Annotated in this window: 22 protein-coding genes; 9 read left to right on the top strand and 13 right to left on the bottom strand. The window is 37.6% G+C overall.

The window, feature by feature from the left end; genetic code table 11:
* On the top strand, nucleotides 1-1,536 hold the full coding sequence (locus tag HME7025_RS12810; RefSeq protein ID WP_109324652.1) for a phosphatase PAP2 family protein: 1,536 nt from the start codon (nucleotides 1-3) through the stop codon (nucleotides 1,534-1,536).
* Between the two features lie 88 nt (nucleotides 1,537-1,624).
* Here HME7025_RS12810 and HME7025_RS12815 read toward each other — a convergent pair whose 3' ends face one another.
* Nucleotides 1,625-4,036 carry a TonB-dependent receptor domain-containing protein gene (locus tag HME7025_RS12815; RefSeq protein ID WP_109324653.1) on the bottom strand — a complete coding sequence of 804 codons (2,412 nt, stop codon included), beginning with the start codon at nucleotides 4,034-4,036 and terminating at the stop codon, nucleotides 1,625-1,627.
* Between the two features lie 84 nt (nucleotides 4,037-4,120).
* Nucleotides 4,121-6,640, bottom strand: a complete 2,520-nt coding sequence (gene mgtA / locus HME7025_RS12820) for a magnesium-translocating P-type ATPase (RefSeq protein ID WP_109324654.1) — start codon at nucleotides 6,638-6,640, stop codon at nucleotides 4,121-4,123.
* 186 nt (nucleotides 6,641-6,826) lie between these two features.
* On the opposite strand from mgtA, the gene HME7025_RS12825 reads away from it, so the two are divergent.
* Together HME7025_RS12825 and HME7025_RS12830 are read left to right on the top strand one after the other, a co-directional pair.
* On the top strand, nucleotides 6,827-7,318 hold the full coding sequence (locus HME7025_RS12825) for a hypothetical protein (RefSeq protein ID WP_109324655.1): 492 nt from the start codon (nucleotides 6,827-6,829) through the stop codon (nucleotides 7,316-7,318).
* Nucleotides 7,319-7,380: 62 nt separating this feature from the next.
* Nucleotides 7,381-8,223 (top strand): VOC family protein, encoded by an 843-nt coding sequence (locus tag HME7025_RS12830; protein ID WP_109324656.1) that lies wholly within the window; start codon nucleotides 7,381-7,383, stop codon nucleotides 8,221-8,223.
* On the opposite strand, the gene HME7025_RS12835 is transcribed toward HME7025_RS12830, so the two are convergent.
* The 3 genes from HME7025_RS12835 to uxuA are packed head-to-tail and all read right to left on the bottom strand — an operon-like array spanning nucleotide 8,224 to nucleotide 11,461.
* On the bottom strand, nucleotides 8,224-9,507 hold the full coding sequence (locus HME7025_RS12835) for an MFS transporter (RefSeq protein ID WP_109324657.1): 1,284 nt from the start codon (nucleotides 9,505-9,507) through the stop codon (nucleotides 8,224-8,226).
* Nucleotides 9,507-10,265 carry an SDR family NAD(P)-dependent oxidoreductase gene (locus HME7025_RS12840; RefSeq protein WP_109324658.1) on the bottom strand — a complete coding sequence of 253 codons (759 nt, stop codon included), beginning with the start codon at nucleotides 10,263-10,265 and terminating at the stop codon, nucleotides 9,507-9,509. The genes HME7025_RS12835 and HME7025_RS12840 overlap by 1 nt, the downstream gene beginning before the upstream one ends.
* Nucleotides 10,266-10,279: 14 nt before the next feature.
* Complete coding sequence (gene uxuA / locus HME7025_RS12845) at nucleotides 10,280-11,461, bottom strand: mannonate dehydratase (protein ID WP_109324659.1); 1,182 nt, start codon at nucleotides 11,459-11,461, stop codon at nucleotides 10,280-10,282.
* 221 nt (nucleotides 11,462-11,682) lie between these two features.
* Here uxuA and HME7025_RS12850 point away from each other — a divergent pair, with 221 nt between their 5' ends.
* Nucleotides 11,683-12,837 carry a substrate-binding domain-containing protein gene (locus HME7025_RS12850; RefSeq protein WP_109324660.1) on the top strand — a complete coding sequence of 385 codons (1,155 nt, stop codon included), beginning with the start codon at nucleotides 11,683-11,685 and terminating at the stop codon, nucleotides 12,835-12,837.
* Here HME7025_RS12850 and HME7025_RS12855 read toward each other — a convergent pair.
* The 6 genes from HME7025_RS12855 to HME7025_RS12880 all read right to left on the bottom strand — a co-directional run bounded on the left by HME7025_RS12855 (nucleotide 12,834) and on the right by HME7025_RS12880 (nucleotide 18,674).
* Complete coding sequence (locus HME7025_RS12855) at nucleotides 12,834-13,712, bottom strand: alpha/beta hydrolase (RefSeq protein WP_109324661.1); 879 nt, start codon at nucleotides 13,710-13,712, stop codon at nucleotides 12,834-12,836. The genes HME7025_RS12850 and HME7025_RS12855 overlap by 4 nt on opposite strands.
* Before the next feature lie 7 nt (nucleotides 13,713-13,719).
* Complete coding sequence (locus HME7025_RS12860; RefSeq protein WP_109324662.1) at nucleotides 13,720-14,721, bottom strand: ThuA domain-containing protein; 1,002 nt, start codon at nucleotides 14,719-14,721, stop codon at nucleotides 13,720-13,722.
* A gap of 83 nt (nucleotides 14,722-14,804) precedes the next feature.
* Nucleotides 14,805-15,533, bottom strand: a complete 729-nt coding sequence (locus HME7025_RS12865) for a superoxide dismutase (RefSeq protein ID WP_109325466.1) — start codon at nucleotides 15,531-15,533, stop codon at nucleotides 14,805-14,807.
* Between the two features lie 207 nt (nucleotides 15,534-15,740).
* Complete coding sequence (locus HME7025_RS12870; protein ID WP_109324663.1) at nucleotides 15,741-16,904, bottom strand: chromate transporter; 1,164 nt, start codon at nucleotides 16,902-16,904, stop codon at nucleotides 15,741-15,743.
* 6 nt (nucleotides 16,905-16,910) lie between these two features.
* A complete protein-coding gene (locus tag HME7025_RS12875; protein ID WP_109324665.1) occupies nucleotides 16,911-17,363 on the bottom strand; it encodes a nuclear transport factor 2 family protein in 453 nt (150 codons plus the stop codon).
* 51 nt (nucleotides 17,364-17,414) lie between these two features.
* Entirely contained in the window at nucleotides 17,415-18,674 is a 1,260-nt protein-coding gene (locus HME7025_RS12880) for a YeiH family protein (RefSeq protein WP_109324666.1), read from the bottom strand.
* A 70-nt stretch (nucleotides 18,675-18,744) separates the two neighbouring features.
* On the opposite strand from HME7025_RS12880, the gene HME7025_RS12885 reads away from it, so the two are divergent.
* Together HME7025_RS12885 and HME7025_RS12890 are read left to right on the top strand one after the other, a co-directional pair.
* Nucleotides 18,745-19,713, top strand: coding sequence for a glycoside hydrolase family 43 protein (locus HME7025_RS12885; RefSeq protein WP_109324667.1), 969 nt, complete (start codon nucleotides 18,745-18,747; stop codon nucleotides 19,711-19,713).
* Between the two features lie 10 nt (nucleotides 19,714-19,723).
* On the top strand, nucleotides 19,724-20,125 hold the full coding sequence (locus tag HME7025_RS12890) for a hypothetical protein (RefSeq protein ID WP_154401979.1): 402 nt from the start codon (nucleotides 19,724-19,726) through the stop codon (nucleotides 20,123-20,125).
* Here HME7025_RS12890 and HME7025_RS12895 read toward each other — a convergent pair.
* Both HME7025_RS12895 and HME7025_RS12900 read right to left on the bottom strand, forming a co-directional pair.
* Nucleotides 20,122-20,586, bottom strand: coding sequence for a GNAT family N-acetyltransferase (locus HME7025_RS12895; protein WP_109324669.1), 465 nt, complete (start codon nucleotides 20,584-20,586; stop codon nucleotides 20,122-20,124). The two genes, HME7025_RS12890 and HME7025_RS12895, sit on opposite strands and share 4 nt — an antisense overlap.
* Nucleotides 20,586-21,032 (bottom strand): DinB family protein, encoded by a 447-nt coding sequence (locus HME7025_RS12900; protein ID WP_109325468.1) that lies wholly within the window; start codon nucleotides 21,030-21,032, stop codon nucleotides 20,586-20,588. Before HME7025_RS12900 ends, HME7025_RS12895 begins: the two co-directional genes overlap by 1 nt.
* Before the next feature lie 116 nt (nucleotides 21,033-21,148).
* Between HME7025_RS12900 and HME7025_RS12905 the strand changes: the two genes are divergently transcribed.
* The 3 genes from HME7025_RS12905 (at nucleotide 21,149) to HME7025_RS12915 (ending at nucleotide 24,625) form a co-directional block, all read left to right on the top strand.
* Entirely contained in the window at nucleotides 21,149-22,213 is a 1,065-nt protein-coding gene (locus HME7025_RS12905) for a DUF3500 domain-containing protein (RefSeq protein WP_109324670.1), read from the top strand.
* A 114-nt stretch (nucleotides 22,214-22,327) separates the two neighbouring features.
* Entirely contained in the window at nucleotides 22,328-23,818 is a 1,491-nt protein-coding gene (locus tag HME7025_RS12910) for a nucleoside hydrolase-like domain-containing protein (RefSeq protein WP_109324671.1), read from the top strand.
* Nucleotides 23,819-23,989: 171 nt separating this feature from the next.
* A complete protein-coding gene (locus HME7025_RS12915) occupies nucleotides 23,990-24,625 on the top strand; it encodes a 3-keto-disaccharide hydrolase (protein WP_109324675.1) in 636 nt (211 codons plus the stop codon).
* The last annotated feature ends 18 nt before the right edge of the window (nucleotides 24,626-24,643 follow it).

Raw genomic sequence — 24,643 nt, forward strand, 5'->3', positions numbered from 1 at the left:
ATGAAAAAATACATATACTATTTTATTACCCTCATTTGCTTCGGTTTTCTTCAATCCTGTGAAAAAACAGCATCTGAAGCATTACTCTCTCCTTATGTACCTACCAATATCGATGAGAATGCAGGAAATTGGAAAACTTTTGTTTTAAGTTCCCCAACGGAAGTAAGCTTAGCTGCTCCTGCTGCATCCAACGACCCAAATTACTTGAAGGAAATTGATTCCCTTAAAAATATCGTTGCCCCCAATCTAACCAATGAACAGAGACAAATTGTTGCTTACTGGGGTGCAGGTGCAGTGTATCGCTGGAACGAAATTGCCCGAGAATTGGCCGCTCGCTATAATTCAGCTCCTGCGGCTAATGCAGAAGGAAAATATCCTGTCCCAGATGCTACAAATCCTTTGGCTGACCCTAAATTCCCATTTGCCAATCCACCATACGCTTCAAGAGCGCTAGCCTATTTAAGTGTGGCTCAGTTTGATGCCCTAGTAAGTGCTTGGAAATATAAATACCAATACAACCGCCAGTCGCCAGGTGTGGTAGATAAAGCGATAAAACCCTTACTACCCGTTAACACTTTACCTTCTTATCCATCAGAAGATGCGGTAGTTGGCCAAGCCAGTTATGTCATTTTATTAGCCATGTTTCCTGGTGAAGGACCTTTTCTAAAATCTAAATTAGAAGAGTGCAAAAATGCGCGACTTTGGGCTGGGATGAATGTCAGCTCTGATCTCAATGCAGGTGTAAGTCTTGGCGGAGCTGTTGCGGCAAAAGTAATGGTTAGAGCTAGAGCTGATGGTATGGGAGCTGCTAACAATCAAGCTGCCACTCCTGATATGATTGCCCGTTCTAAATCTCTTGGTTTTACCACCGTTTGGACAAGCCAAGAGAGTCCAGCTAGACCACCCATGCTTCCTACTTTTGGAAATGTAAAAACATGGAATTTTGATCGAGCTACGATGGAAGCTATACGCCCAACTATTCCATACATTGAAGGTTCAGCTGAGTTTAAGAAAGATTTTGAAGAGCTTCAAACCATTGATAAAAATCAAACCCGTGAACAAGCTGCCATAGCTAATTTCTGGGCAGATGGCCCAGGGACTTATACTCCTCCAGGACACTGGCATCGCTATGGCGCCAATGCTGGTTTTGAAGCCAAATATAGTGAAGTTCGTATGGCTAGAATGCTTGCCTATTTAGGGACGGCTGAAATGGATGCAGGAATTGGGTGCTGGGATACTAAATTTTATTATTACAGTCCACGTCCACAACAATATGGCCTAAAAACATCAGTTGGATTACCCAACTTTCCCAGTTATACCTCGGGGCACTCTACTTTTTCTGCAGCAGGTGCCGAGGTTTTATCAGCCTTCTTTCCAGAAAAAGCCAGCACATTTAATTCCTATGCCCAGCAAGCTTCTGATTCAAGAGTTTATGGATTAATCCATTGGAGAATTGATTGCTCTATGGGTTTAAAACACGGAAAAGTAATAGGACAATATGCTGTCAAAAGAGCTAGCCAAGATGGTGCTCTATAACATTAATTCAATCCGCCTATAAAAATATAATTAAGGGGTAATTTTTAATAGTCGACTGACATGATCAGTCGGCTATTTTTGTTTCATTCTAAAATTTCAATTGATATCCAGCTCGAATAACCTGAGTTTCATAATAATCATTCGATGACATTCGGAATCCTTTGGCCAATATATCTTTATGTATCACCATCGTATTCAATAAATCACTGGCATTTATAAAATACTCCCCTCTTCCATTTTTTTGAGCTTTCTTTATTCCTACATCCAAACTAAATCGTTGGCCAATTCTACCTTGTGGAATAAGGTCTGGTGCCAAATAAATAGCTGACAACTGCATATTCCACTGTTTTGGTAAGTGGATAAATCCAATCCATTTAGCACTTCCAGAAATAATTTCATCAGGCTCAGATGTATAGGTAGTTGGTATGGGATATTGATTAAATACAGAAAAGGAATTTATCCGATTTTGATACGCATTCAAATTAAGGTTAAAAGAAAATGCTTTCGAAAGTTCTTGAGATAAAACGATTTCAATTCCCAAATTAGAACTTTTCCCGGCATTCTGCATGATATGATAAATCAAGGTATTTCCAGGAACGGTAGTTGCTATACGAGTTATAGTAGCATCAGCTAATCGTTGATAAATAGCTGTATATAAATATCCTCTATTGATACTTGATTTATAAGCTATTTCCATGGTATTAGTAAACTGTGGTTTCAATGCAGGATTTCCCACCTTTACAATTTCTGCATCATCATATTTTGGGAATACACGTATATCCAATTCAGCTGGCCTGTCTACTCGTCGACTAAAGAAAAAGGATAATTTATTATTCTCATTAAGCTTATATCCTAAACGAACATTGGGGAATGGTTGCACGTACTGATAGCCATCACTTTTATAGGTATTATGATTGGGGTCGATGTCATATTTGACCGTAACATATTCCATCCTCAATCCCGCCTCCACTTCATATTTCTCATTTTCAAAGATATAATTACTATAAATGGCTGGGATGGTCTCCTTGTAATCCGCCCAACCACCTGCAGTCACATCAAGTGGGGAATTTAACCCAGGTATAAATAACATGCTCGTTGGGATAAAACGATAACGGTACTTTAATCCAGCCTCTACTCTTCCCCATTTTAAAGGCTTTACATAATCTACATTCAAATCTGTCACATGCTCATCTGACATTAATTTAAAAGCGTCTAAACCAGTATAAGTTGGATAAATATTAGTAAAAAAATACTTTTCATCCTCTTGATGCCAGGTATAATTTAAGCCCACATTGATTAGATGACCAGGTTGTTCAAATCGATGCTGAAAATTATTCATCGAAGTTACTGTTGTCTTTAATTCATCCTCCAAAAACTGCCACAACCTCCTTCTCTCTGTCAGATTTTGATTAAAAAATGGTTCATCTCCATCATCTAATATTTTTTCACTACTAAACAAAATGGATGAACTCCACGAATTTTGATCATTCATTTTCCAGTCTATCCCACCCATGAATGTCCCAATATTGGTTCTCCTATTCCTCTTGGTTTGTTGTTGAATAACTTCGCCAGAATCATAGGTCCTTGTCACAAATTCATTTTTATTTAGTGTAGGTGTATGATTAAAATCCGCCTGTAAAAAGGCATTCAGGTTTTTCTTTCTGTAATTAAGAGAAAGCGATGGATTAAGCTTGGGAGTTGCTTGAAACTGAGGACGAATACTAGGCAAATTCTCCCTTTTAATTCCCAAAGCTCCTAGTCCTGCACTTAGGCCTATCTTCCCATTAAAGCCTTCTTGCTTTGTTTTCTTGAATATAATATTGATGATTCCCGCATTACCATTAGCGTCATACTTGGCAGAAGGGTTATTAATAATTTCAATTTTTTCTATAGCAGAGGATGGAATATTATCCAAGCCCGATTGAGCACCAAAACCCGTAAGCGCCGTTTGTTTACCATCTACTAAAACTGCCACTTGAGAACTACCTCTCAAATTCAATTTCCCGTCTTGTACTGTTACTCCAGGCAAACTTTGCATGACTTGTAAAACAGAACCGCCAGTCTGGGAACTTATCGTTTCTACCGAATAACTTTTTTTATCCAGCTTGTTCTCAATCTCATCACGCTTAGCACTAACCGTTACCTCTTGCAATTGCTGCTGATCAGGAACAAGGTCAATCGTAGCCAAATCAAGGAATTCTGTCAAACTCCCAACAAATAAATTTTGCTTTTTCAGCTGATAGCCCACCATACTTATCTGAAGATAATAAGTGCCTGGCTTGATGTTGTTCAAACGAAACCTGCCATTTGCATCACTAATGGTCCCTTGAACAAAAGTACTGTCATTAGCCTTTTTTAATAGGACATTACTATAAACGACGGCACTTCGATTTCCTTGATCTTTAAGTACTCCGGACAAGGTCACTTGGGAAACTTGAGATTTAACAGAAAAAACAATACAGCAAAACAATAAAAACAGGTAGGCAGATTTATTAGGCATCTTATCTTAGGAAAACTTTTTCAAGTTAGCCTGAATATATTCACTTACAAATATAATTGGGGATTAGTAGACCAATGAGCCCACTCATCTATTCCTTTGTTGACTAAAAAACCAAACTTTTAATATATCTGCTGTCAGAATATAGGCAAAAACAATGGCCAGCATCAACCCTAATTGAAGCATAGAAATCGGTACTAAACCAAATTCTACTCCCAAGTAAGAATAGGGTAACCCTAGAGTTATCAATAAGCCAAATACACTTAGAATTAATAAGTATTTACCTGGTTTACTTTTAAAGAAATTCTTATGTGTTCTAATAATGAATAAGATAAATAATTCAGTCAAAATGGATTCAATGAACCAGCTCGTCTGAAAAGTAGCTTCCTTAGCTTTAACGACATAATATAAGAGTAAGAAAGTCATAATATCAAACAGCGAACTATGCAAACCAAAAATTATCATGTACCTGCTAATGAATTTTAAATTCCACTTCCCTGGCCAAGCTAATTGTTCTTCATCCACATTGTCAGACGCAATGGACAAATAAGGAAAATCTGTTATAAAATTAGTCATCAATATTTGCTTAGGCAGCATGGGTAAAAAGGGTAATAGTAAAGATGCAAAAGCTACTGAAAACATATTTCCGAAAGTAGACCCCGTATTGATATAAATATACTTCAAGGTATTCGCAAAGGTTTTCCTTCCTTCTTTAATTCCATCTATCAAAACAGACAAATCCTTTTCTAATAAAACAAAATCCGCCGCTGATTTAGTAATATCCACTGCATTTTCCACAGAAATTCCCACATCTGCTACGCTAATGGCTGAAACATCATTGATGCCATCTCCCATATAAGCCACCGTATATGAATGCCTTAAAGCCAGGATAATTCTTTCTTTTTGCTGTGGTTCAACCTCCGCAAAAATATGGGCCTGCTTCACTTGTATATCCAAGGCCGTAGAACTCATTTGAATTAAATCTTCACCCGTAATAACTATGGGATTTACTATACCCATTTTAAGCGCAATGGCATGTGCCACATGACGGTTATCTCCAGTAATAATTTTAATTCCTACATGCAGTTGCTTCAGTGCATCTATTGCTTCCAATATTCCTGATTTGATAGGATCTTTTAATAAGATAAACCCAGCAAATACCATTTCATTTTCAGCTGACTTATCAAGAAGTTGACCCTCCCATTTCTTGTAACAAACCGCTATTACGCGCATTCCCTCTATCCCAAATTGTTCATATTGATTTTGAATAGCTTCTTGAAATGTTTCAATGGGAAAAATCTCTCCATTATTTCCTCGAACCCGAGTACATATTTGAATAATTTGTGCAAATGCTCCCTTAGTCACCAATAAACTTTCTTCTCCTTCCAAGGCAATAGATAACCTCTTTCTAATAAAATCATAAGGTATCTCTCCTAATTTTTTGGGTAATTTACCCGACATTCCGGGTTGCAACTTAATGGCCTCATCAATAGGATTCGAATAACCCGCTTCTAGGGATGCATTCCAAAAGGCTAAGCTTTTGGCATATTCACTTTCCTTATTCGAAAAGTCAACAATACTTTCTACGACAATAGCTCCCTCCGTAATAGTGCCTGTCTTATCGGTACACAACAAATTAACCTCCCCCAAATTCTGAATAGAAGACAGTTTTTTAACAATGACCTTCTTTTCTAATAAACGCTTGGCTCCAGCACTCATCGCAATGGTAGTAATAGCAGGTAATAATTCGGGAGCCATTCCTACGGATAAAGCCAATGCAAATAACGCTGATTCGAGAACATTTTTATGATTAAACAAATTGACAACTAAGATGAAAAAAGAGAGAATTAACGTGATTTTCATTAATAAAAATCCAAAATCCTTTATCCCCTTTTCAAAACTGGTTTCCACCTTATCATTACTACTTTTTACTATGCTCCCAAATACAGTATCCTCACCCGTGTAAATGACCAAAGCTTTTGCCGTTCCAGATACAACGTTAGAACCTTCCCATAAAGCATTTTTCCTTTGTGCCAAAGAAGAGTTTGCTGGGCTCAATTCGGTCGACTTATAAACAGGAAATGATTCTCCTGTTAAACTAGCCTCATTGGTATATAACTCATTTGATTCAAATAAAATACAATCTCCCGGAATTATATCTCCCGCCTTAAAAAGGATAATATCTCCTGGCACTAACTGTTCACTTTTAATTACTTGAACCGAATTATCTCGAACAACCTGACATGTATTCGAAATCAATGACTGAAGTTTGGCTACAACCCTTTCTGCGTTTCGTTCCTGAAAAAAACTTAATAAACCCGTAGAGATTACAATGAATAATATAATAATTACGTCAGATGTATCTCCCAAAAAAGCCGAAAAACAGACGGCTCCAAGCAGTAAAAGCATTAAGGGGCTTTTAAATTGAGTCAGAAACAAGCGAACATCCTGTTCCCAAGGATGTATTTTCCTTTTTGTTTTTAAGCTCTCTTGATAAATCCTTTTGGCTTGACTGGACGATAATCCTTCATTAGAACTGGCTAATTCTTGCAAACAAATAGCTGGGTCAATACTCCAAAATGAGCGCAAGTCTACTTCATTTTTCATTCTATATGATTTAATTCCGCTAGTAGATGATGAAAAATAACACATAAACTATCATAAAACACAATATACTCTACTTTATGAATAAAAGATGTTAATCCCAACATGATAAATTACTCCTATGGTTAATTCAAAATCATTTACTAAATTTGTTAGTCTATTTAAACCATAGATTTTATATCCTGTGTTATGAAGCATCTTTTTTACCTTACTCTTTTAGTATTATCAAGACCTATTTGGGCTCAAGAATCATTCCCAAAATTAGCTGGACATATGGGCATAGCTCATTCCATTATCACGGTTTCAGATGGTAGCACTACTGGGAATTTTGGCAACTCTTATTCTGTTGGCTTCCCAATAGCTCTCAATATTTGGAAAACAGAAAAAGTTGGATTTTCATTTGAAGTGATCCCTGCCATTCGAAGTGAAAATGGTAGTCACAAAGTAAATAATGTCACCTTTCATCCCGGTATTTTGTATCGATTGGGTAAAGGTTACACCTTTGCTGGACGTGCTGCATTTGAAACAAGCGGTCGATATGGCCTAACACCCGTATTTAATAAAGTGCTGAAAAGAAATAAATTCAGCAATTATTATCTGGCAATCCCAATCCCTGTTCGATTTGGAAATGATCGACCGATATCTGTTAATTTAACTGTTCAATTAGGTATTGCCTTTTAATAAATCATGCATTTCTGAATAAATTTTCGTAAAATTCCAGTATCAAATTAAACACGGATTTTATGCGTAGCTCCATTCAGACTTGCTTATGGTTTAATCAAACTGCCAAAGAAGCTAGGGAATTTTATCAATCGATTTTTGAAGATTTTGAAGTAAAATCTGAAAATCCCATGGTCAGTTCTGTTCGTTTGAATGGCCGAGATTTTATCTTTTTAGGTGGCGCCAATCACGTAACTTTTAATCCTTCCATTTCTTTTTTTCTCATTTTTCAGTCCAATGAAGCTTTAGAAAAGAAATGGGCCGACTTATCAAAAGATGGGAAAGTTTTAATGGAATTAAATACCTATCCGTGGAGTAGTCTCTACGGTTGGTGTGAAGATAAAAATGGTATCAGTTGGCAATTAATGATTCATCATACACTACCTGAAAAAATCATTCCTGCACTACTATTTACCCAGCAAAACAATGGTAAAGCGGAGCAAGCCATTCAATATTATACCCGATTAATCCCTCATTCTCAGATCAATTTACTAGATCGATATGTAGAAGGAAGTGGCGATAAAGAAGGGAATGTTCAACATGCTCAGTTTCTATTAAATGATCAACACTTTATCGCTTTTGAAAGCTCATATATGCATCAATTCATCTTCAATGATGCTATTTCATTTGTCATAACTTGCCAGAATCAAGATGAAATAGATTTCTATTGGGATAGCTTCATTCGAGATGGAGGGAGTCCTAGTAAATGTGGTTGGATCAAAGACCCATTCGGCGTTTCATGGCAAATTATTCCTGAAAATATGGGGCAATTAATGCGTAATTTCAATAATCCCACATTCATGAACGTATTTATGAGCATGGGTAAAATTGACATAAATGCCCTTGAAAATGACTTAAATGGCTAATTATTCCTTCGGTGGTTTAGCTACTGGCGACATTTTAGGTGATATAAAATGAATGAGCAACCAAGCTAATAAATAAGCCGATCCACAAATCAAGAAAATCAAATTATAGCCTCCAGACAAATTATCATTGGCCTTATACGTGTCCAAAATGACTCCGATAAAATAAGGAAAAATAACCCCGCCCAAAGAACCCGCCAAACCACCAATTCCTACCACAGAACTGATGGCATTTTTAGGAAACATATCTGAGACCGAAGTAAAAATATTGGCAGACCAAGCCTGATGCGCAGAAGCAGCAATACTAATTAAAATGACAGCTTGCCAAATATCCGTAGCCCAACGCGCCGAAATGATGGGTAAAGCTAATAAGGCAAAAAACAACATGGCTGTTTTACGAGCCTTATAAACAGGCCAACCTTTACGCATTAACCAACCAGGAATATAACCTCCTCCAATACTTCCAATCGAAGTACAAGTGAACAAAACAGCTAAATGTATGCTCGGTTTTTTGAGATCTAAAGAAAAAGTTGATGAAAAATAGGAAGGCAACCAAAAAAGGAAAAACCACCAAATAGGATCCGTGAAAAATTTGCCAACGATAAACCCCCAAGTTTGAGGAATGGTGAACAATTTACTCCAAGCAATGGGTGTATTGTCTTCATGGTCATCTTCCTGAATGTAATCTAATTCGGCCTGATTAATCCCTTTCTTTTTACTAGGAATTTCATAAAATATCCACCAAAAAATAAGCCAAATAAATCCAATGGCACCCGTAATTAAAAATGCTTCTTGCCAACCATAAGCTCCTAATAACCAAGGAACCATAATGGGAGCCACCATCGCTCCAATATTAGCCCCAGAATTAAATATACCTGTAGCAAAGGCTCTTTCTTTTTTAGGAAACCATTCGGCAACGGCTTTAATAGCCGCTGGGAAATTACCAGCCTCTCCCAATCCTAATACCGACCTGGCAGCACCAAAACCAAATGAGGTTTTAGCCAATGCATGGAACATGGCTGCAATAGACCAAATAATAATAGAAATGGTATAGCCCAATTTAGAGCCAATTTGGTCAATGATCTTACCAAAAAATAGTAAGCCGATGGCATAAGAAGCCGTAAAACACATGACAATGAAACTATAATCCGTTTCTGTCCAATTTAGCTCCTTTTCTAAAGTGGGCTTTAGTAATCCTATCACTTGACGATCCAAGTAATTAATGGTGGTGGCAAAAAACAATAAGGCCACCACTACCCAGCGAAAATTTCCTACTTTTTCTTTCATTAGAATCCGATTGAATTACCCCCATCGACGGGAATTGAAACACCTGTAATATATCCAGCAGCATCTGAGGCTAAAAATACTGCCGTCCATGCTACATCTTCTGGTTTACCAAAATAGCCCATTGGCGTCCTATCCATAGCCTTATGTTTACGATCTGGATCTGAATTCATGGCTGTCTTACTCATGGCTGTTTCTATAAACCCTGGAGCAATGGCATTTACTCGTACCCCATGGGCCGACCATTCAGAAGCTAATACCCTAACTAAACCGTACAAACCTGATTTCGATGAAGCATAAGCTGCCACTCGATCTATTCCATAATATGCCGCCATGGATGAAATCATGATGATAGATCCTGATTTTCTTTCCAACATATGCTTGCCTACTTCTCGACTTAACACAAAAACGGCATTCAAATTAACTTGAATAATTTGCGCAAAATCATCGTTGGAAACTTCAATTGCTGGACGTTTCATATTGATTCCGGCATTGTTCACCAGAATATCAATTTTACCATGTGATTGAATGATATCGGCCACCAAACTTGGCGTGGCGCTGACATCCGCCATGTCATGTACAAAATAAAAGGCTCCAGCTCCTAAGCTATTGATCGCCTCTTGAAGTACCGCTTCTCTTCTACCTGTTATGATAACATTGGCTCCACTGGCCAACATACATTTTGCCATATCAAATCCGATACCCGTTCCTCCGCCCGTGATTAAGGCTACTTTGCCCGCCAATGAAAATTTGTTCTCCATCTTTTAATAATTCTTTAATTCATTCTAGAAATGGCCAATTCCATTCCTCGTATTTCTGCTAAACCTCTCAAACGACCAATGGCCGAATATCCAGGATAGGTTTTTTTGTGTAAATCATCTAACATTTGATGCCCATGGTCAGGTCGCATGGGAATTTGCTCTCCTCCTCGTTTTACTTCCTCTTCATGAATAGCTTGAATGACTTCAAACATAGGTACATCTCCAGCCAAATGTGGGGCTTCATGAAAAACTAAAGGCTCATCTTGTTCTCTTTTAGTGGTTCTAAGATGTATAAAATGTATTCGATCGGCAAACCTTCGGATCATAGAAGGTAAATTATTGTCGGGTCTAACTCCTAAAGAACCAGTACAAAATGTGATGCCATTTGCACGAACAGGAGAAGCTTCCATTAAGCTAGCTAAGTCGCTTTCCGTACTTACAACCCTAGGTAAACCTAGTAATGGGAAAGGGGGGTCATCAGGATGAATACACAAATTAATCTCCAATTCTTGGGCTAAAGGTGCCACTTGTTGTATAAAATAATGCAAGTTTTCCCTTAATTTATCTGGCCCAATCTCTTGATATTGGTCTAGTAAGCTTTGAAAGTTTTCTAAATGAAATGCCTCTTCTGATCCCGGTAAACCTAATAATACTGTATTTTGTAATTCTTCCTTTTCGGGAATCGTCATGCCTTCAAATTTCAATTTTGCCGCTTCTTGCACCGCTTTTGAATAGTCCAATTCGGCCTTCGGTCTTTTCAGAATAAATAAATCAAAAATGGCAAAATCTGTCCAAACAAAACGTAGAGCTTTAGCCCCATCAGGCATCTCAAAATCAAGTTTTGTTCTTGACCAATCCAACACGGGCATGAAATTATAGCAAACCGTTTTTATCCCTTTAGCTGCCAAATTCGACAAAGAAATACGGTAGTTCTCCAGGTACTGCTCTCGCTCAGGTAAGGCTTTTTTGATTGCTTCATGTACTGGCAAACTCTCCACTACAGACCAGTGAAGGGCTGTATATTGGTGGTTTCCTTGCTCAATGAGATCTATCCGTTCTTGAATCGCTTCTTTTGACCAAACATCTCCTACGGCAATTTGATGCAAAGCTGTAACCACACCCGAACATCCGGCCTGTCGAATATCCATTAATGAAACTGGGTCATGAGGCCCAAACCAGCGCATGGTATGTAGCATGATTCAATGAGGTTATTTCTTGTAAAAAGTCAATAATCGTCAAATTATACTGATGGCATATAAATATATTTTTCAAACATAAAATATGCTTTTATCAGGAAAATGTCCTAATTTGAGCTTAATATAGGGGTTTTAGATCAAATTTAGTCATCGTAAACGTTACCGATAGGTGAAGAAATTCTTTGAAATATTATACCTAATTTTAAACATAAATTAAAAAATTGGAAATCTGTCCTAAATGCTCCACCAATACCTTTGTCATTCGGGCAGGAATGATACGTGGAAAGGTTCGCTACCACTGCAAAACTTGTGATTTCCATTTTACTCAAGAACATTCAGAAAAGTCCATTCCGCAAAAACAAATTCATACCACGATTAAGGACATTGCCAATATCATGGGTGTTTCCATTGCCACTGTTTCGCGTGCCTTAAACAATAAGTCGGATATTAGTCCAAAAACCCGAGATGCTATCCAAAAATTAGCATTGGAGTTAGATTACAATCCCAATTTGTTTGCCAAAGGTTTTCAACGAGGGGAAACTAAAACGATTGGAGTAGTTATTCCCAATATTAAAAGACCCTTTTTTGCAGGTGTTTTATCTGGAATTCAAGAAATTGCCAATGAGCATGGCTATCGAGTGATGATTTGTCAATCCAATGAATCTTATGAAACAGAAGTGACCAATATCCAAGGACTTTTGGCTAGCCATGTCGATGGTCTTTTAATCTCTCATTCGAAAGAAACTACTCGTTTTAACCAAATTAAAAATCTATTTGATAAAGGATTACCTATGGTACATTTTGATCGGATTTGTACCGAAGTAGATACTCCCAAAATTAGGCAAGAGGATTTTGAAGGGGCATTTCAATTGGTGGAACATTTGATTCAACAAGGTTATCAACGTATTGCCATTTTAGCTGGACCTCCTGAATTATTGATTAGTCAAAAAAGGAAAGAAGGATATATTCATGCTTTGGAAAAACATGGATTAGCCATTCAAACTGAATACATCTTACATGGCGATTTCAGTAAAGAATTTGCTCTGGCTAGTTTAGATGCATGGCAACAATTACCTGAGCCACCTGACGCCATTTTTGCCATACATTATTTGAATGCCGTAGAAATCATTCAATATGCCAAAGAGCTTGGCATTGAAATTCCTCAAAAATTAGGGATTGTAGGCTTCGGGGATGAATACCTAGCTGAGATTGTAGAACCCGCCTTGACTGTTTTTCATTTATTTCCACAAAAAGTGGGAGAAGTCGCCGCAGCTTTACTGTTTGATGTTATAGCAAACAAAGAGGCAAGACAGCAAAAAGATGTGCTGGTTCAGGGTCAACTCATCATTCGAAAATCTTCTCTAAAAAAGGGCTAAGGAATATATTGGTGAAAGTGTAACCAATGTTCGAAATCCATTGTCCAATAATCCGACGGCGTATTCATTTTTCGCATACCAAAACCATGACCGCCCTTAACATACATATGTAATTCAGCGGGTTGTTTTGCTTTCAGCCATTCCAAATACAAGTCTACAGAATGCGTTGCTAATCCTAGATTATCATCACTGGCTGCAGCTATAAAAATAGGGATCCGATTACTAGGGATTTGGGAACCTAAAACGGCTTTTTTATAGAGATAAATAGGAGCTACAAAATTAGGACGATTAGCATCGCTAGCTGTTTGTAAGACCGACATGGTTAATGTTCCTCCGGCAGAAAAACCCATAAATCCAATCTTTTGAGGATTCAATCCCCAATCAGAAGCATGATTTCGTACATATTCCATGGCCTTTAATCCATCTTGGGTGGCTAGTTTTATTACCGGTGCATTGATTTCATCCAATTTGTTAAAATCCTGCATCTTAGTACTCAATTCTTTCACGGGATCATTGGAAAGGATATGAACCACTCGGTATTTTAACACAAAAGCCGTAATCCCTCGTTGATTCAGCCATTTGGCCACTTCAATACCTTCACTGTCGATCGATAAAATATGAAAAGCGCCACCTGGTGCTACTATGACCGATGTCCCATTTGCTTTGGATTTCTCCGGAAAATAGGCTGTAATACTTGGCTCCACTACATTATATACCAATCGAGTATTAAACCCATTGGTGCTGCTTTCAGTCTCTTTCCAATCCCAAGACTCCGAACCGGGTGCTTTGCCCGAATACAAGGCTATTCTTTCTTGAGAAAAAGCGAAATTCGCCCCTAAAGAGAAACATAAACAAAGAGATAGAATTCGTTTCATCCTATGACTATTTCGTGTAATCTCGTTTAGATGAAACATCTGCTTTCGGGAAATCTGCAGGAATGGGAATATCTACTTTGCCCGTAGCTGCCCACTGTGCTCCTCTTAATAAAGTGGTCATAAAACCTACACAGGAAACCGAATAATCAGCATGACCCATGGGTGTATGAAAGACTCTTCCTTTACCAAATTGGGTGACAATCAACATCGGCTCATGTCGACCAGTCCCTCTATTTTCTTTCGCAGAAAAAGCGGTACCTAAAATTTCCATATTGACTGCTGGTCCTCGTAGGCGATCATACATTTCATCTTGAGTGTGCATCCAAGTCAAAGGCATCCCTTTGGTGATTGGGTGATTTGCGTTACGAATCGTTATTTGATATTCCTTTTGCGGTCCATGAGAACCAGCTCTCCCAGCTTGAGTATCTTTGACCAATTTCCCCTCCAAATCATAATATACATAAGGTCCATCTTTTTCCGTACGATCGCCCCAGCCTCCTAGACCAATCATTTCATTGTAGGCGGGCCATTGAGGAAAAGAGTTATCAGCAGCATGAATAACCACTAAACCACCGCCTTTTTTCATGAATTTCTCAAAATCTACTTGGGTTTCTACTGGCCAAGGTGCTGCATTCCAACCAAAATTGCAGATCACTAGGTCATAATCTGAGAATTTAGGGTGAAAACTAGAATCGGCTTTGGGCTTGGGCAATGCCACCGTATTTTCTAGACCTGGCAACATGTATTTGGGAATCAAATCCGCTGCATTCCAAGTAAAATTAGATCTCTGAACATCTACCTTAAATTTTCCCGATTGCTCCAATAAATCCTTCATCATAAAGGTGATTTTCGGCCATTGATCATGGTTATTTTGTCCATCAACAATCAGCGTTCGGATGATTTTAGACTTGGCTGCAGGTTTAACAAGGGCATAACTTAGCTCTCTTCCTGAAACCAAAAAAAAGATAAGTGCAATTAAGAATGGGAATGGCTTGGCTAAATTTTTCATTGAATATTTAATTAATTTAATCGATTTACATCTGTACCGTAATTGTTATTCATCCATATTTACTGCTGTCAGAATTCAACAAGCTATCTTGTTAATTTCAACGCACTGCTTAAGCGCTGGGCTACATTATCCCAATCGATGATTTGAAACATGGTATCAACAAAATCTGCCCGTTTGTTTTTATACTTCAAATAATAAGCGTGCTCCCAAACATCAATCACCAATAAAGGAATACAGCCCCATTGAGTTAATTTTTCATGATTTTCACATTGCAATACAACCAGCGAATTTGAATATGGTTGATAGGCTAAAATTCCCCAGCCATTTCCATCTAAATTTTTTGATGTTTCAGCTAAAAGAGCTAACATCCGATCTAGGCTTCCAAATGATTTCTCTATTCTGGCCAATAAATCACCCGTAGGGCTTAGCTTTTTATTAGTCAAATTGGTCCAAAAAATAGAATGCAAAATGTGAGATGAAAAGTGCAGCGTTAATTTTTTTGTCCAATAGTCTACAGTTTCCAAATTATTCTCATCCAGTGCTTTTTTAATCATTTGGATATCTTTGTTGGCACCTTTAACTGCTCCTCCGTGATGAAAAGTATAGTGCAAATGAACCGTCTCTGCATCCATGTAGGGTTCCAAAAAGCTTTCTTGATAAGGGAGGCTTTGAAGGACATAATTCCCTTGTGCATCCACCAATTTATCCATGTCATTACTGACTAAATTTTGATTAAATGAGGTGGCATTAATTGAGCTAACTGAACCTGCTGTCCATAGAGCTGCTGATTGAATGAATTCTGATCTATCCATGAGATTCCAAGCTGGTGGTTTCAAATGAGCCATCCAATAGACTCTTTTGTTTTTGAAATATAGCATTAAATATTTCCAATGATATACTTTGGTATATTCTTTCTCTCTCAAATGAAAGAAAAATGCTATCCAAGTGCTTCAAATTTAACCTGTTGGATTCGCTTGATCGTCAATCAATAATCATGTAAAAGAGCAAATCAGAAATAATTAAAAGACTAATTTGATACAAATACCTACCATAGCCGCCAACAACAATAAATAGGGTTCTTTCAACTTTTTAATATACACCAAAGCGATTAATGAACACACTGCTATAACTAGGCTTAGTAGATCTGATAAGGTTCTTTGCGCAATTACTAAGACGGCTCCAAACAATGCTCCTACGACCGCAGCGGTAATTCCATCTACAAATGCCTTAATGGATCCATTATTGGCTATTTTCTTGAAATGATGGGCCGGCAAAATGGTAAATAAATAACAAGGTAAAAATGTAGCTAATGCAGCGACAACTGCGCCTGGGAAACCAGCCACCAAATAACCTATAAATCCTACCGTTACGACGATTGGACCGGGGGTAATCATGGCCACTGCTACGGCATCCAAAAACTGTTGCTCAGTTAACCAATGATTTTCTTGAACTACTCCACTTTGTAAAAAGGGAACAATGGCTAAACCACTGCCAAAGACAAAGGCCCCAGCTTTGAAAAAAAACAGAGCCATTTTCCAAAGTACATGAGCATCATATTCAAATGAAAACAACGAAACCAATAAAAAGGAATTGGACTGTTTATTCAAGCCTTTAGGAGGGGCTTTTAACAACATATAGAAAATCCCAATGCCTATAAATAGAAGTATATCTTCCTTTTGGGTGATATAGGTGATCAATGCCCCTACCAAAAAGAATAACCATAACCATGTATTTTTCCGCAATGAAGTCCGATCAATAGATCCAATGGTTTTGGTCGTTAATTTATAACTGCTCAAAAAAATAATCCCAATGACCGCAGCACCTACACCATAAAAAATGGCTTGCATCCAAGATAAACCACCAAAAGCTTGATAGGCCATTCCTAATAAAACCACCATGATAAAAGAAGGAATGACAAAGGCGATACCCGCTAATGTTGCCCCCCAATACCGATAATGTACAAAACCTAAATAAATAGCTAGCTGTGCAGCAAGAGGTCCTGGTGCCAATTGAGCCAAGGCTAGACCTTGTTTAAATTCTTCTTCGGAAATCCAATGCCTACTTTCAACTAAGTCCCGTCTCATATACTCCACCAAAGCCACAGGGCCACCGAAACCTGTTGTTCCTAAATGGAGGAAATAGGTACTCATTTGCCATAAAGAATAATGTGCTTTTTCTTCCATCAAAGTTTAGTGATCATAACTTACCACTCTAGATATTTTCCAATTTCCCTGATCATTTTTCCAAATCATCAAAAACTTAAATTCTCCCACTTCTAATTTCCCATTTTCTATATGTGAAAAGGTATGCCGGCCAATATGTATCGCCCCATAATCTTTAATGGGATGAACCTCTAAGGTGCCCGGAACTAATTTTCGAGTTAATACATAATCCCGATTAAATATATTTTGAAAATTAGCGATCACTGTTTCATAATGAAGCAAACCTCCATTATCCTGAAACCACTCCAAATCCGATGTAAAGTATTGTTTAAATGTGGACATATCTCGCTGATTATAAGCTTGAAACATGGCACTATCTAGATGGGCAATTCGTTGGAATAATTCCGTCGATTTTCCTTGTTGTCCAAAAGAAGTCCAACCAATTGCCATGAAAAAGAATCCGCAAAAAAGAGTTTTCATAGGCTATGATTTCCTAGAAAAATAAGCCCAATAAGTCTTGAGCTTAATCGTCTATTTAAATAAGAAATATGCAATACCCAAGGTTACAAACACATTAAATCCTTGTGCAATAAGAAAGGCATACAAAGGTTTTTTCCCTTCGCTACTAAATAAATCTGCAAACTTAGTCTCTAAGCCAATACTGGTAAATGCTAGTGCAAACCACAAGCCTTGAAGAGATTTTAAACCGCCTTTTACTTCGGATATAACTTCACCAGAAATGACGAATGAAAACAACAAAGATGCCGCTACAAAACCGATGACAAATTTGGGAAAACGCTCCCAAATGATTCCTAAAGTTGGCTTGGATTCTTTGGCTACTTCCGACTGATTATTAGTATAAGTCCAATAGATAGAAATCCCAAATGCCGCTAAACCTAACAAAACGTTTTGTGAAAATTTGACAATCGTACTTATTTTCAATGCCTCCTCACCTATTAATGAACCAGAAGCAATAACTGCACCTGTCGTATCAATAGTACCTCCTAACCATGCACCCGTTACTGCTTCAGATAAACCTAGGGCTTTAGCGATGATCGGCATAAAAATAATCATGGGTATGGCAGTAATTAGGACGATGGAAATCACATAAGAAAGTTTCTTGGAATCTCCTTTGATAGCGCCTGCTGTAGCTATGGCTGCAGAAACACCACAAATAGAAACGGCACTGGATATCATGATGGCCATTTCTTCGTCAATCCCTAATTTTTTAGAGACCCAAAATGCAAAATACCAAACAGAAACTACCACCAAAAGTGCTTGAATCAATCCCAAAGATCCTGCCTTTAAAATATCTCCAAAAATGATGCTGGTACCTAATAAAACTAATCCTATTTTAACAAATAATTCCGTTGATAATGAATCTCTTAACCAGTCAGGAATAGAAGAAAAATTACTGATAATTAAACCAATAGTTAAGCTGAAAATAACCGCTTCTAAATTCCAATTTTTGAGAAAAGAATTACCTGCTAATATAAGTGCCAAAGTCGTTAAAATAAAGACGATGGGAAAACCTTTGATCGTGGCTGATACGTCTTTTCCCAAGGCATTGGTAGCTAAAATAGCAATGGCATAAACCCACAAAAACAATTTTCCTACATTCAATAAATTATCTGCGTTTACTACTTTTTCCAATAGTTCTGCTGAGTTTTCCCAAGCAAAAACGGGACTTGGTATTTTTATTCCGAAAAGGGTTAGGGCGATAATTAAAAATCCAAAGACCACGACGGTCCAGTCTTCTGTTAAGCTAAATGAGGTTTTGTTGTTTGACATAGTAGAATGATAAGTTTAGGTAAATTAAAAGAGTATTTTAACTTTGCCCAGACAAGTTATTAAAAACTCTATGAAATTAATATACTATTCGATTTTTTTAATTCTCTTTCATTCGGTTCAAGCCCAACAAAAAACTTCAGGAAATCCCCTCTTCCCTGGTTGGTATGCGGATCCCGAAGCCACCATTTTCAATAAGGAATATTGGATATACCCTACCTACTCAGATGTGTATCAAAAGCAGGTATACTTCGATGCCTTTTCTTCTAAGGATCTCATAACATGGAAAAAGCATGCTAAAATCGTGGATACATCAGCTATCAAATGGGCGAAAAAAGCCATGTGGGCTCCTGCCATTGTTCAAAAAGACAAAAAATACTACCTGTTTTTTGGAGCCAATGACATACAAATTAATCAAGAACTTGGCGGTATTGGGGTAGCTGTAGCAGAAAAGCCTCAAGGGCCATTTAAAGATTTAATTGGTAAGCCATTGATCAGTCAATTTCAACATGGTGCCCAGCCTATCGATCAATTTGTATTTAAAGATAAAGATGGCCAATACTACATCATTTATGGTGGATGGAAGCATTGCAACATAGCGCGCTTAAGTCCTGATTTTAAGTCCATCATCCCTTTTGAAGATGGTAACCTGTTTAAGGAAATCACTCCGAGTGGTTATGTAGAAGGCCCTATCATGTTTATCCGAAATAATAAATACTATTTCATGTGGAGTGAAGGTGGCTGGACTGGTCCAAATTATTCAGTGGCCTATGCCGTTGCGGATAGTCCTTTTGGGCCATTTGAAAGAAAAGAAAAAATCTTAAAACAAGACCCACAAGTGGCAACAGGTGCTGGGCATCATTCTGTCATTCAAGTACCTCATACAGATCAATGGTATATCGTTTACCACCGAAGACCCTTGGATGAAACAGATAGAAATCATCGGGTGACTTGTATAGAACCCATGTATTTTGATGAAAAAGGGGATATTTTACCCGTAAAACTTAGTTTTGAAGGAGTAAAAGCACAAAAAATCAAATGATGTTATACTGATGAAAAAATGGATCTCATTTAAGCTTTCTGTTCAAATCTTTTTGGGATTCATTTTTTTAGCCATTCTGTTTCATTTATTGGTCATGGCTGGCATCATAGCTCCAGATGTAGTATGGGGTGGCCGTGTGCAAAATCAAGATGAGCTAATCAAAATGGAATCCATTTCCTTCATCATCTTGGTCTTCATGGCGCTAATCATTGCCATAAAAGCACGTTGGATTTTCTTCAAAATTGCGAAAGTGGCAGACTATGTGGTTTGGCTTATTCCTCTCCTATTTTTCTTGAACACTTTAGGAAATTCGCAGGCACTGAACCCCATGGAACGCTTCATTTTCACTCCCATCACCCTGGTGTTGACTCTAATAAGTTTACGAATAGCTTTGGAGAAAATTCCTCATTAGCTCATATTCAAACACATTTTGATATCAGCTCTTTGGTAAATAACAGGCCCTAAATCCATTTCCACAAAACCAAATTTATGGTACATATCCACTGCCCTTTCCAATCGTCGATTGGAATAAATAATAATCTGCCTAATCCCTGCATTTTTAGCAAATTCTAAGGTGTATTCCATCAATAATTTGCCAATACCTAAGCCTTGAAATTTTTCCGATACCGCCATTTTGGTTAACTCAAAAACGCTTTCTTCCAACTTCATTAAAGAAACCGTTCCTACAATTTGATCTTCATACCAAGCATAAAATATTTGTCCTCCAGGAGCTAAAATCACTTCCTCTGGTTTGGATAAAACCTCCCGATCTATCTCTTCCAGCTTAAAATACTTTTCCAACCACTCGTAGTTTAACTTTCGAATGGCATCTCGATAGGCTGACTCAAAATTTGAAATACGAATTTGACTCATTATGTATCTAATAATCGGCGATGATAATTTATTTGACCCAAGTGATAGCCCAAATGAACGGCCAAGTGAACAAAAAAATAGGCTGATTTCATGGAATGATCAAAAACTTCCATCGGGTAATCATCCTCCAATTGCTCTTGCGTAATCCTTGGAAACACTTGTTTCAACATTTGCTCTGTTTGTTCTATCATATCAAGTAATTGCTCCCTAGGAACGGCCTTATCCGAAAACTCCTTTTCTCTATCTCTCACATAGCCTGTGTTCCCATAAACAGAACCAAAATACGTTTGTAAATTTCCTATCAAATGCAAGCATAAATTGCCTGCTGAGTTGGAAATAGCCCCATCTACTTTCCATAAATTAGCTTCATTTTGATATTGAGAGATTTCACTTTTTAAGCGATTTAGATCTCGTGAAAATAATTTTAACAAATCTTCTGTCAGCATATTTTGTTTATTGAAATAAGTGGATATCAAATATAGAATAAAATTGAAAGCTAAAATGAAGATCAAATCATTAGTATGTTCATTAAAAATGAATACTTTTAACAAAATTCCTTACCATGAAAACAAGATCAATCTACCTCTTAATTGCTCTAATTTTACCATTGAGCCTATTTTCACAAAATAGCACGCGCATTCATCAGGCCGCCAATGCCTTTTTAGCCACCCTAAATCAGGATGAACTCAAAAAAGTAAACTATTCATTTCAAGATAGTTTAAGAAAAAAATGGACCAATTTACCTGTGGGTATGGTTCCAAGACCAGGCATTCAATATGGCTCGCTTTCCGACAAAAGCAGACTAGCTTTTCACCGTGTATTAAGTGCCTTATTAAGTTCTCAAGGCTATTTAAAAACCACCAGCATCATGCAGCTGGACGACATTTTGAACACCTTATATCAAGAAGCATACGATAAGGGTGAAATCAAAAAAGAGTTCTTAACCCAAATGCAAAAATTAAATTGGGCACATGGTAATTATTACATTTCCATTTTTGGTACACCTGGTGATGCACCATGGGGAATGAATTTCGGTGGTCACCACATGGCCCTCAGCCTGACTTCTGATGGTAAAAAAATAAGCATGTCGCCCTATTTCATCGGCACAGATCCTTCCGAAGTAAAATCATCCAAATATGCGGGTTTACGTGTGTTAAGCAAAGAAGAAGATTACGGTTTTATGTTGATTAATATGCTCTCCGAGGGACAAAAATCGAAGGCCATCTTACAACAAGCTGTCCCTAAAGACATCATTACCAATCCCAATAGTCAACAACGCATAGACTCCTATTATGGCATCGCAGTTAAAGAATTCACGGATGCCCAAAAAGCCGTGTTAAAAATGTTGATACAAGAGTACGTCCATAATTTTGAACATGAAAAATCACATCAAATGATGGACAAAATTGCCGCGACAGGAATGGATAAAATCCATTTTGCTTGGGTAGGCAGTTTAGAAAATAATAAGTCGCATTATTACATCATCAACGGGCCAGACTTCTTAATTGAATATGACAATGTTGGATTCCAAAATGATGGGAACCACATACACGCCATTTTACGTGAGAAAGGGAATGACTTTGGTGCAGACTTATTAAAAATGCACTACCTTGAATCTAAACATTGATTAAATGGACAATGCTAATTATGTTTGCATGTAATATTTCTTATTTAATCCTATATTGCGAGGCCTGAATAAGTACAAAACCTTCTTTAGCCCTGTTTTAATTTCTATCTAACCATGAGAAAAATCTTCTTATTAATTCTATCCTTCGCGATATTCTCGCCCATTTTTGCTAAAGAGAATTTACCTAGAACCATTGTCACAACTGATGGAGAAATTGATGATGTGGACACTTTCATCCGTATGCTATTGTACTCGAATGAATTTCACTTAGAAGGCTTAATTTACTCCAGCTCCATGTGGCACTATAAAGGTGATGGAAAAGGTACTTTGTTTACTTCAGAAATGGACATGACCAAGAAAATGTATGGAGCTAAAACTGACCTTCGCTGGCCGGGTGTCAACTGGATTCAAGATTTACTGAAAGCTTATGGAGAAGTTTATCCGAAACTAAGTCAGAATTCAAAAACCTATCCAAGTCCAGCCTATTTAAACAGTTTAGTGAAAGTTGGAAATATTGATTTTGAAGGAGAAATGGATCAAATCACCCCAGGTTCCGAATGGATAAAAGCTAAATTATTAGACAACGATCCCCAACCTATTTTTTTACAAGCATGGGGAGGTACAAACACCATCGCTCGTGCATTAAAATCCATCGAAGAAGCTTATTCCAAACAAAAAGATTGGCCCATCATTCAAGAAAAAATATCGAAAAAAGCCATCATCTATACGGTTATGGACCAAGATGCAACCTATAAAAAATACATAGGTCTGCACTGGCCAAAAATCCGAGTATTTTATAACGCCCATCAGTTTGGAAGTTTTGCTTATCCTTGGAAAAGAATCATGCCCAAAGTCGCACAGCCCTATTTTGAAGGACCTTATATGTCGGCTAACATCATCTTGAATCACGGTCCATTATTAAAAATGTATTATGCTTATGGCGATGGTCAAAAACAAGCAGGAGATGATGAGCATATTCACGGAGATCCCAACAAATTAAAAAATGCTCAATGGGGTAGCTTTGTACCTTATGATTTCATTTCCGAAGGAGATTCACCTGCATTTTTACATTTAGTAGATGTGGGCCTAAACAATTTAAATAACCCATCTTATGGTGGTTGGGGTGGTCGATTTGCTCAAGCAAAGGATAATCCTTACCGATATGAAGACAATGATGACGCCGCTGATTTCAATCCAGAATTAGGTAAAATGGATATTAATTATGCTCAAACTCGTTGGCTGATCGCCCTTCAACAAGATTTCGCTGCTCGGGCCGACTGGTGCATAAAAAGCTTTAAAGAGGCGAATCATGCTCCTCAAATTACCGTGAGAGAAGGGATGAAGATCTATGCCAAAGCAGGCCAAAATATTACCCTAAATTTATTAGCCGTAGACCCAGATAAAAATGCTGTTACACTTACGGCTTGGCCTTACAAAGAAGCTGGAAGCGGTGCAGCAGACATCCAAATTTCAGGAAATAAAGCAATGGTCAAAATACCTGATACCGCGAAGTCTGGAGAGTCCTACCATGTAGTTATTGAGGGAAAAGACAGTGGTACTCCGGCCCTTACTGGATATCGCCGTGTCGTGGTAAATATTCTATAACATCAAATTTTGCACGGTTTCAATAATAAATAGCACATTATTGGGCTTGTTTAGGTTTAAGCTATGATTTTTTCTCTTATATTGAGATTCGAATTAAGCTAAACCTAAAAATGAATCTACGCATCCTGACTAACGTAAAAGTCTAAGGGTCAATATGATTCCTTTCCCTCCATGAAATCATTGATCTGGATAGGACTCCTATCTTTTGTCTGCATTCCACTTTGTTTTGCACAAAGTCCTAAAACCATCTCCCTATTTGATGGAAAAACATTCCGAGGCTGGGAAGGTGATACCCTTCATACCTGGCGGATTGAAAAAGATATGATTATTGGTGGATCATTAGAAAACACCGTTCCGCACAATGACTTCCTGTGTACCCAAAAAATTTATTCCAATTTTATACTTAAGCTCAAAATCAAGCTGACGGGTGACCAAGGTTTTATTAATTCCGGGGTTCAATTTCGCAGTAAACGACTAAGCAATCCTGCCTATGAAATGATTGGATATCAAGCGGATTTTGGAAAAGATTATTGGGCGAGTCTCTATGATGAATCAAGAAGAAATAAAACACTTGTAAAACCCAATGACCAAGAAGTGCTGACTTGGATCAAATTCAACGATTGGAATGAGTATGAAATAAAAGCGATTAACAATCAAATCCGATTATACATCAACGGTCACATGAGTGTGGATTATACTGAAATGGATGCCTCCATTCCTCAATCAGGTTTAATAGGTATACAAATTCATGGCGGAGGAAAAGCACAAGTCGCCGTAAAAGATATTATGATTCAGGAATTACCTTAAAACAATCTCTATACATCT

This window comes from Aquirufa nivalisilvae, from assembly GCF_003143535.1.
In the GTDB taxonomy this organism is placed as follows: domain Bacteria; phylum Bacteroidota; class Bacteroidia; order Cytophagales; family Spirosomataceae; genus Aquirufa; species Aquirufa nivalisilvae.

Excerpts from the sequence above, each read along its gene's own strand:
- uxuA (WP_109324659.1), bottom strand. The coding sequence starts at position 11,461 with ATGCTACATACCATGCGCTGGTTTGGGCCTCATGACCCAGTTTCATTA.
- HME7025_RS12810 (WP_109324652.1), top strand. The coding sequence starts at position 1 with ATGAAAAAATACATATACTATTTTATTACCCTCATTTGCTTCGGTTTT.
- HME7025_RS12865 (WP_109325466.1), bottom strand. The coding sequence starts at position 15,533 with ATGGATAGATCAGAATTCATTCAATCAGCAGCTCTATGGACAGCAGGT.
- HME7025_RS12895 (WP_109324669.1), bottom strand. The coding sequence starts at position 20,586 with ATGAGTCAAATTCGTATTTCAAATTTTGAGTCAGCCTATCGAGATGCC.
- HME7025_RS12875 (WP_109324665.1), bottom strand. The coding sequence starts at position 17,363 with ATGAAAACTCTTTTTTGCGGATTCTTTTTCATGGCAATTGGTTGGACT.
- HME7025_RS12855 (WP_109324661.1), bottom strand. The coding sequence starts at position 13,712 with ATGAAACGAATTCTATCTCTTTGTTTATGTTTCTCTTTAGGGGCGAAT.
- HME7025_RS12890 (WP_154401979.1), top strand. The coding sequence starts at position 19,724 with ATGAAAAAATGGATCTCATTTAAGCTTTCTGTTCAAATCTTTTTGGGA.
- HME7025_RS12835 (WP_109324657.1), bottom strand. The coding sequence starts at position 9,507 with ATGAAAGAAAAAGTAGGAAATTTTCGCTGGGTAGTGGTGGCCTTATTG.
- HME7025_RS12825 (WP_109324655.1), top strand. The coding sequence starts at position 6,827 with ATGAAGCATCTTTTTTACCTTACTCTTTTAGTATTATCAAGACCTATT.
- HME7025_RS12910 (WP_109324671.1), top strand. The coding sequence starts at position 22,328 with ATGAGAAAAATCTTCTTATTAATTCTATCCTTCGCGATATTCTCGCCC.
- HME7025_RS12815 (WP_109324653.1), bottom strand. The coding sequence starts at position 4,036 with ATGCCTAATAAATCTGCCTACCTGTTTTTATTGTTTTGCTGTATTGTT.
- mgtA (WP_109324654.1), bottom strand. The coding sequence starts at position 6,640 with ATGAAAAATGAAGTAGACTTGCGCTCATTTTGGAGTATTGACCCAGCT.
- HME7025_RS12905 (WP_109324670.1), top strand. The coding sequence starts at position 21,149 with ATGAAAACAAGATCAATCTACCTCTTAATTGCTCTAATTTTACCATTG.
- HME7025_RS12860 (WP_109324662.1), bottom strand. The coding sequence starts at position 14,721 with ATGAAAAATTTAGCCAAGCCATTCCCATTCTTAATTGCACTTATCTTT.
- HME7025_RS12840 (WP_109324658.1), bottom strand. The coding sequence starts at position 10,265 with ATGGAGAACAAATTTTCATTGGCGGGCAAAGTAGCCTTAATCACGGGC.
- HME7025_RS12830 (WP_109324656.1), top strand. The coding sequence starts at position 7,381 with ATGCGTAGCTCCATTCAGACTTGCTTATGGTTTAATCAAACTGCCAAA.
- HME7025_RS12885 (WP_109324667.1), top strand. The coding sequence starts at position 18,745 with ATGAAATTAATATACTATTCGATTTTTTTAATTCTCTTTCATTCGGTT.
- HME7025_RS12900 (WP_109325468.1), bottom strand. The coding sequence starts at position 21,032 with ATGCTGACAGAAGATTTGTTAAAATTATTTTCACGAGATCTAAATCGC.
- HME7025_RS12880 (WP_109324666.1), bottom strand. The coding sequence starts at position 18,674 with ATGTCAAACAACAAAACCTCATTTAGCTTAACAGAAGACTGGACCGTC.
- HME7025_RS12870 (WP_109324663.1), bottom strand. The coding sequence starts at position 16,904 with ATGGAAGAAAAAGCACATTATTCTTTATGGCAAATGAGTACCTATTTC.
- HME7025_RS12915 (WP_109324675.1), top strand. The coding sequence starts at position 23,990 with ATGAAATCATTGATCTGGATAGGACTCCTATCTTTTGTCTGCATTCCA.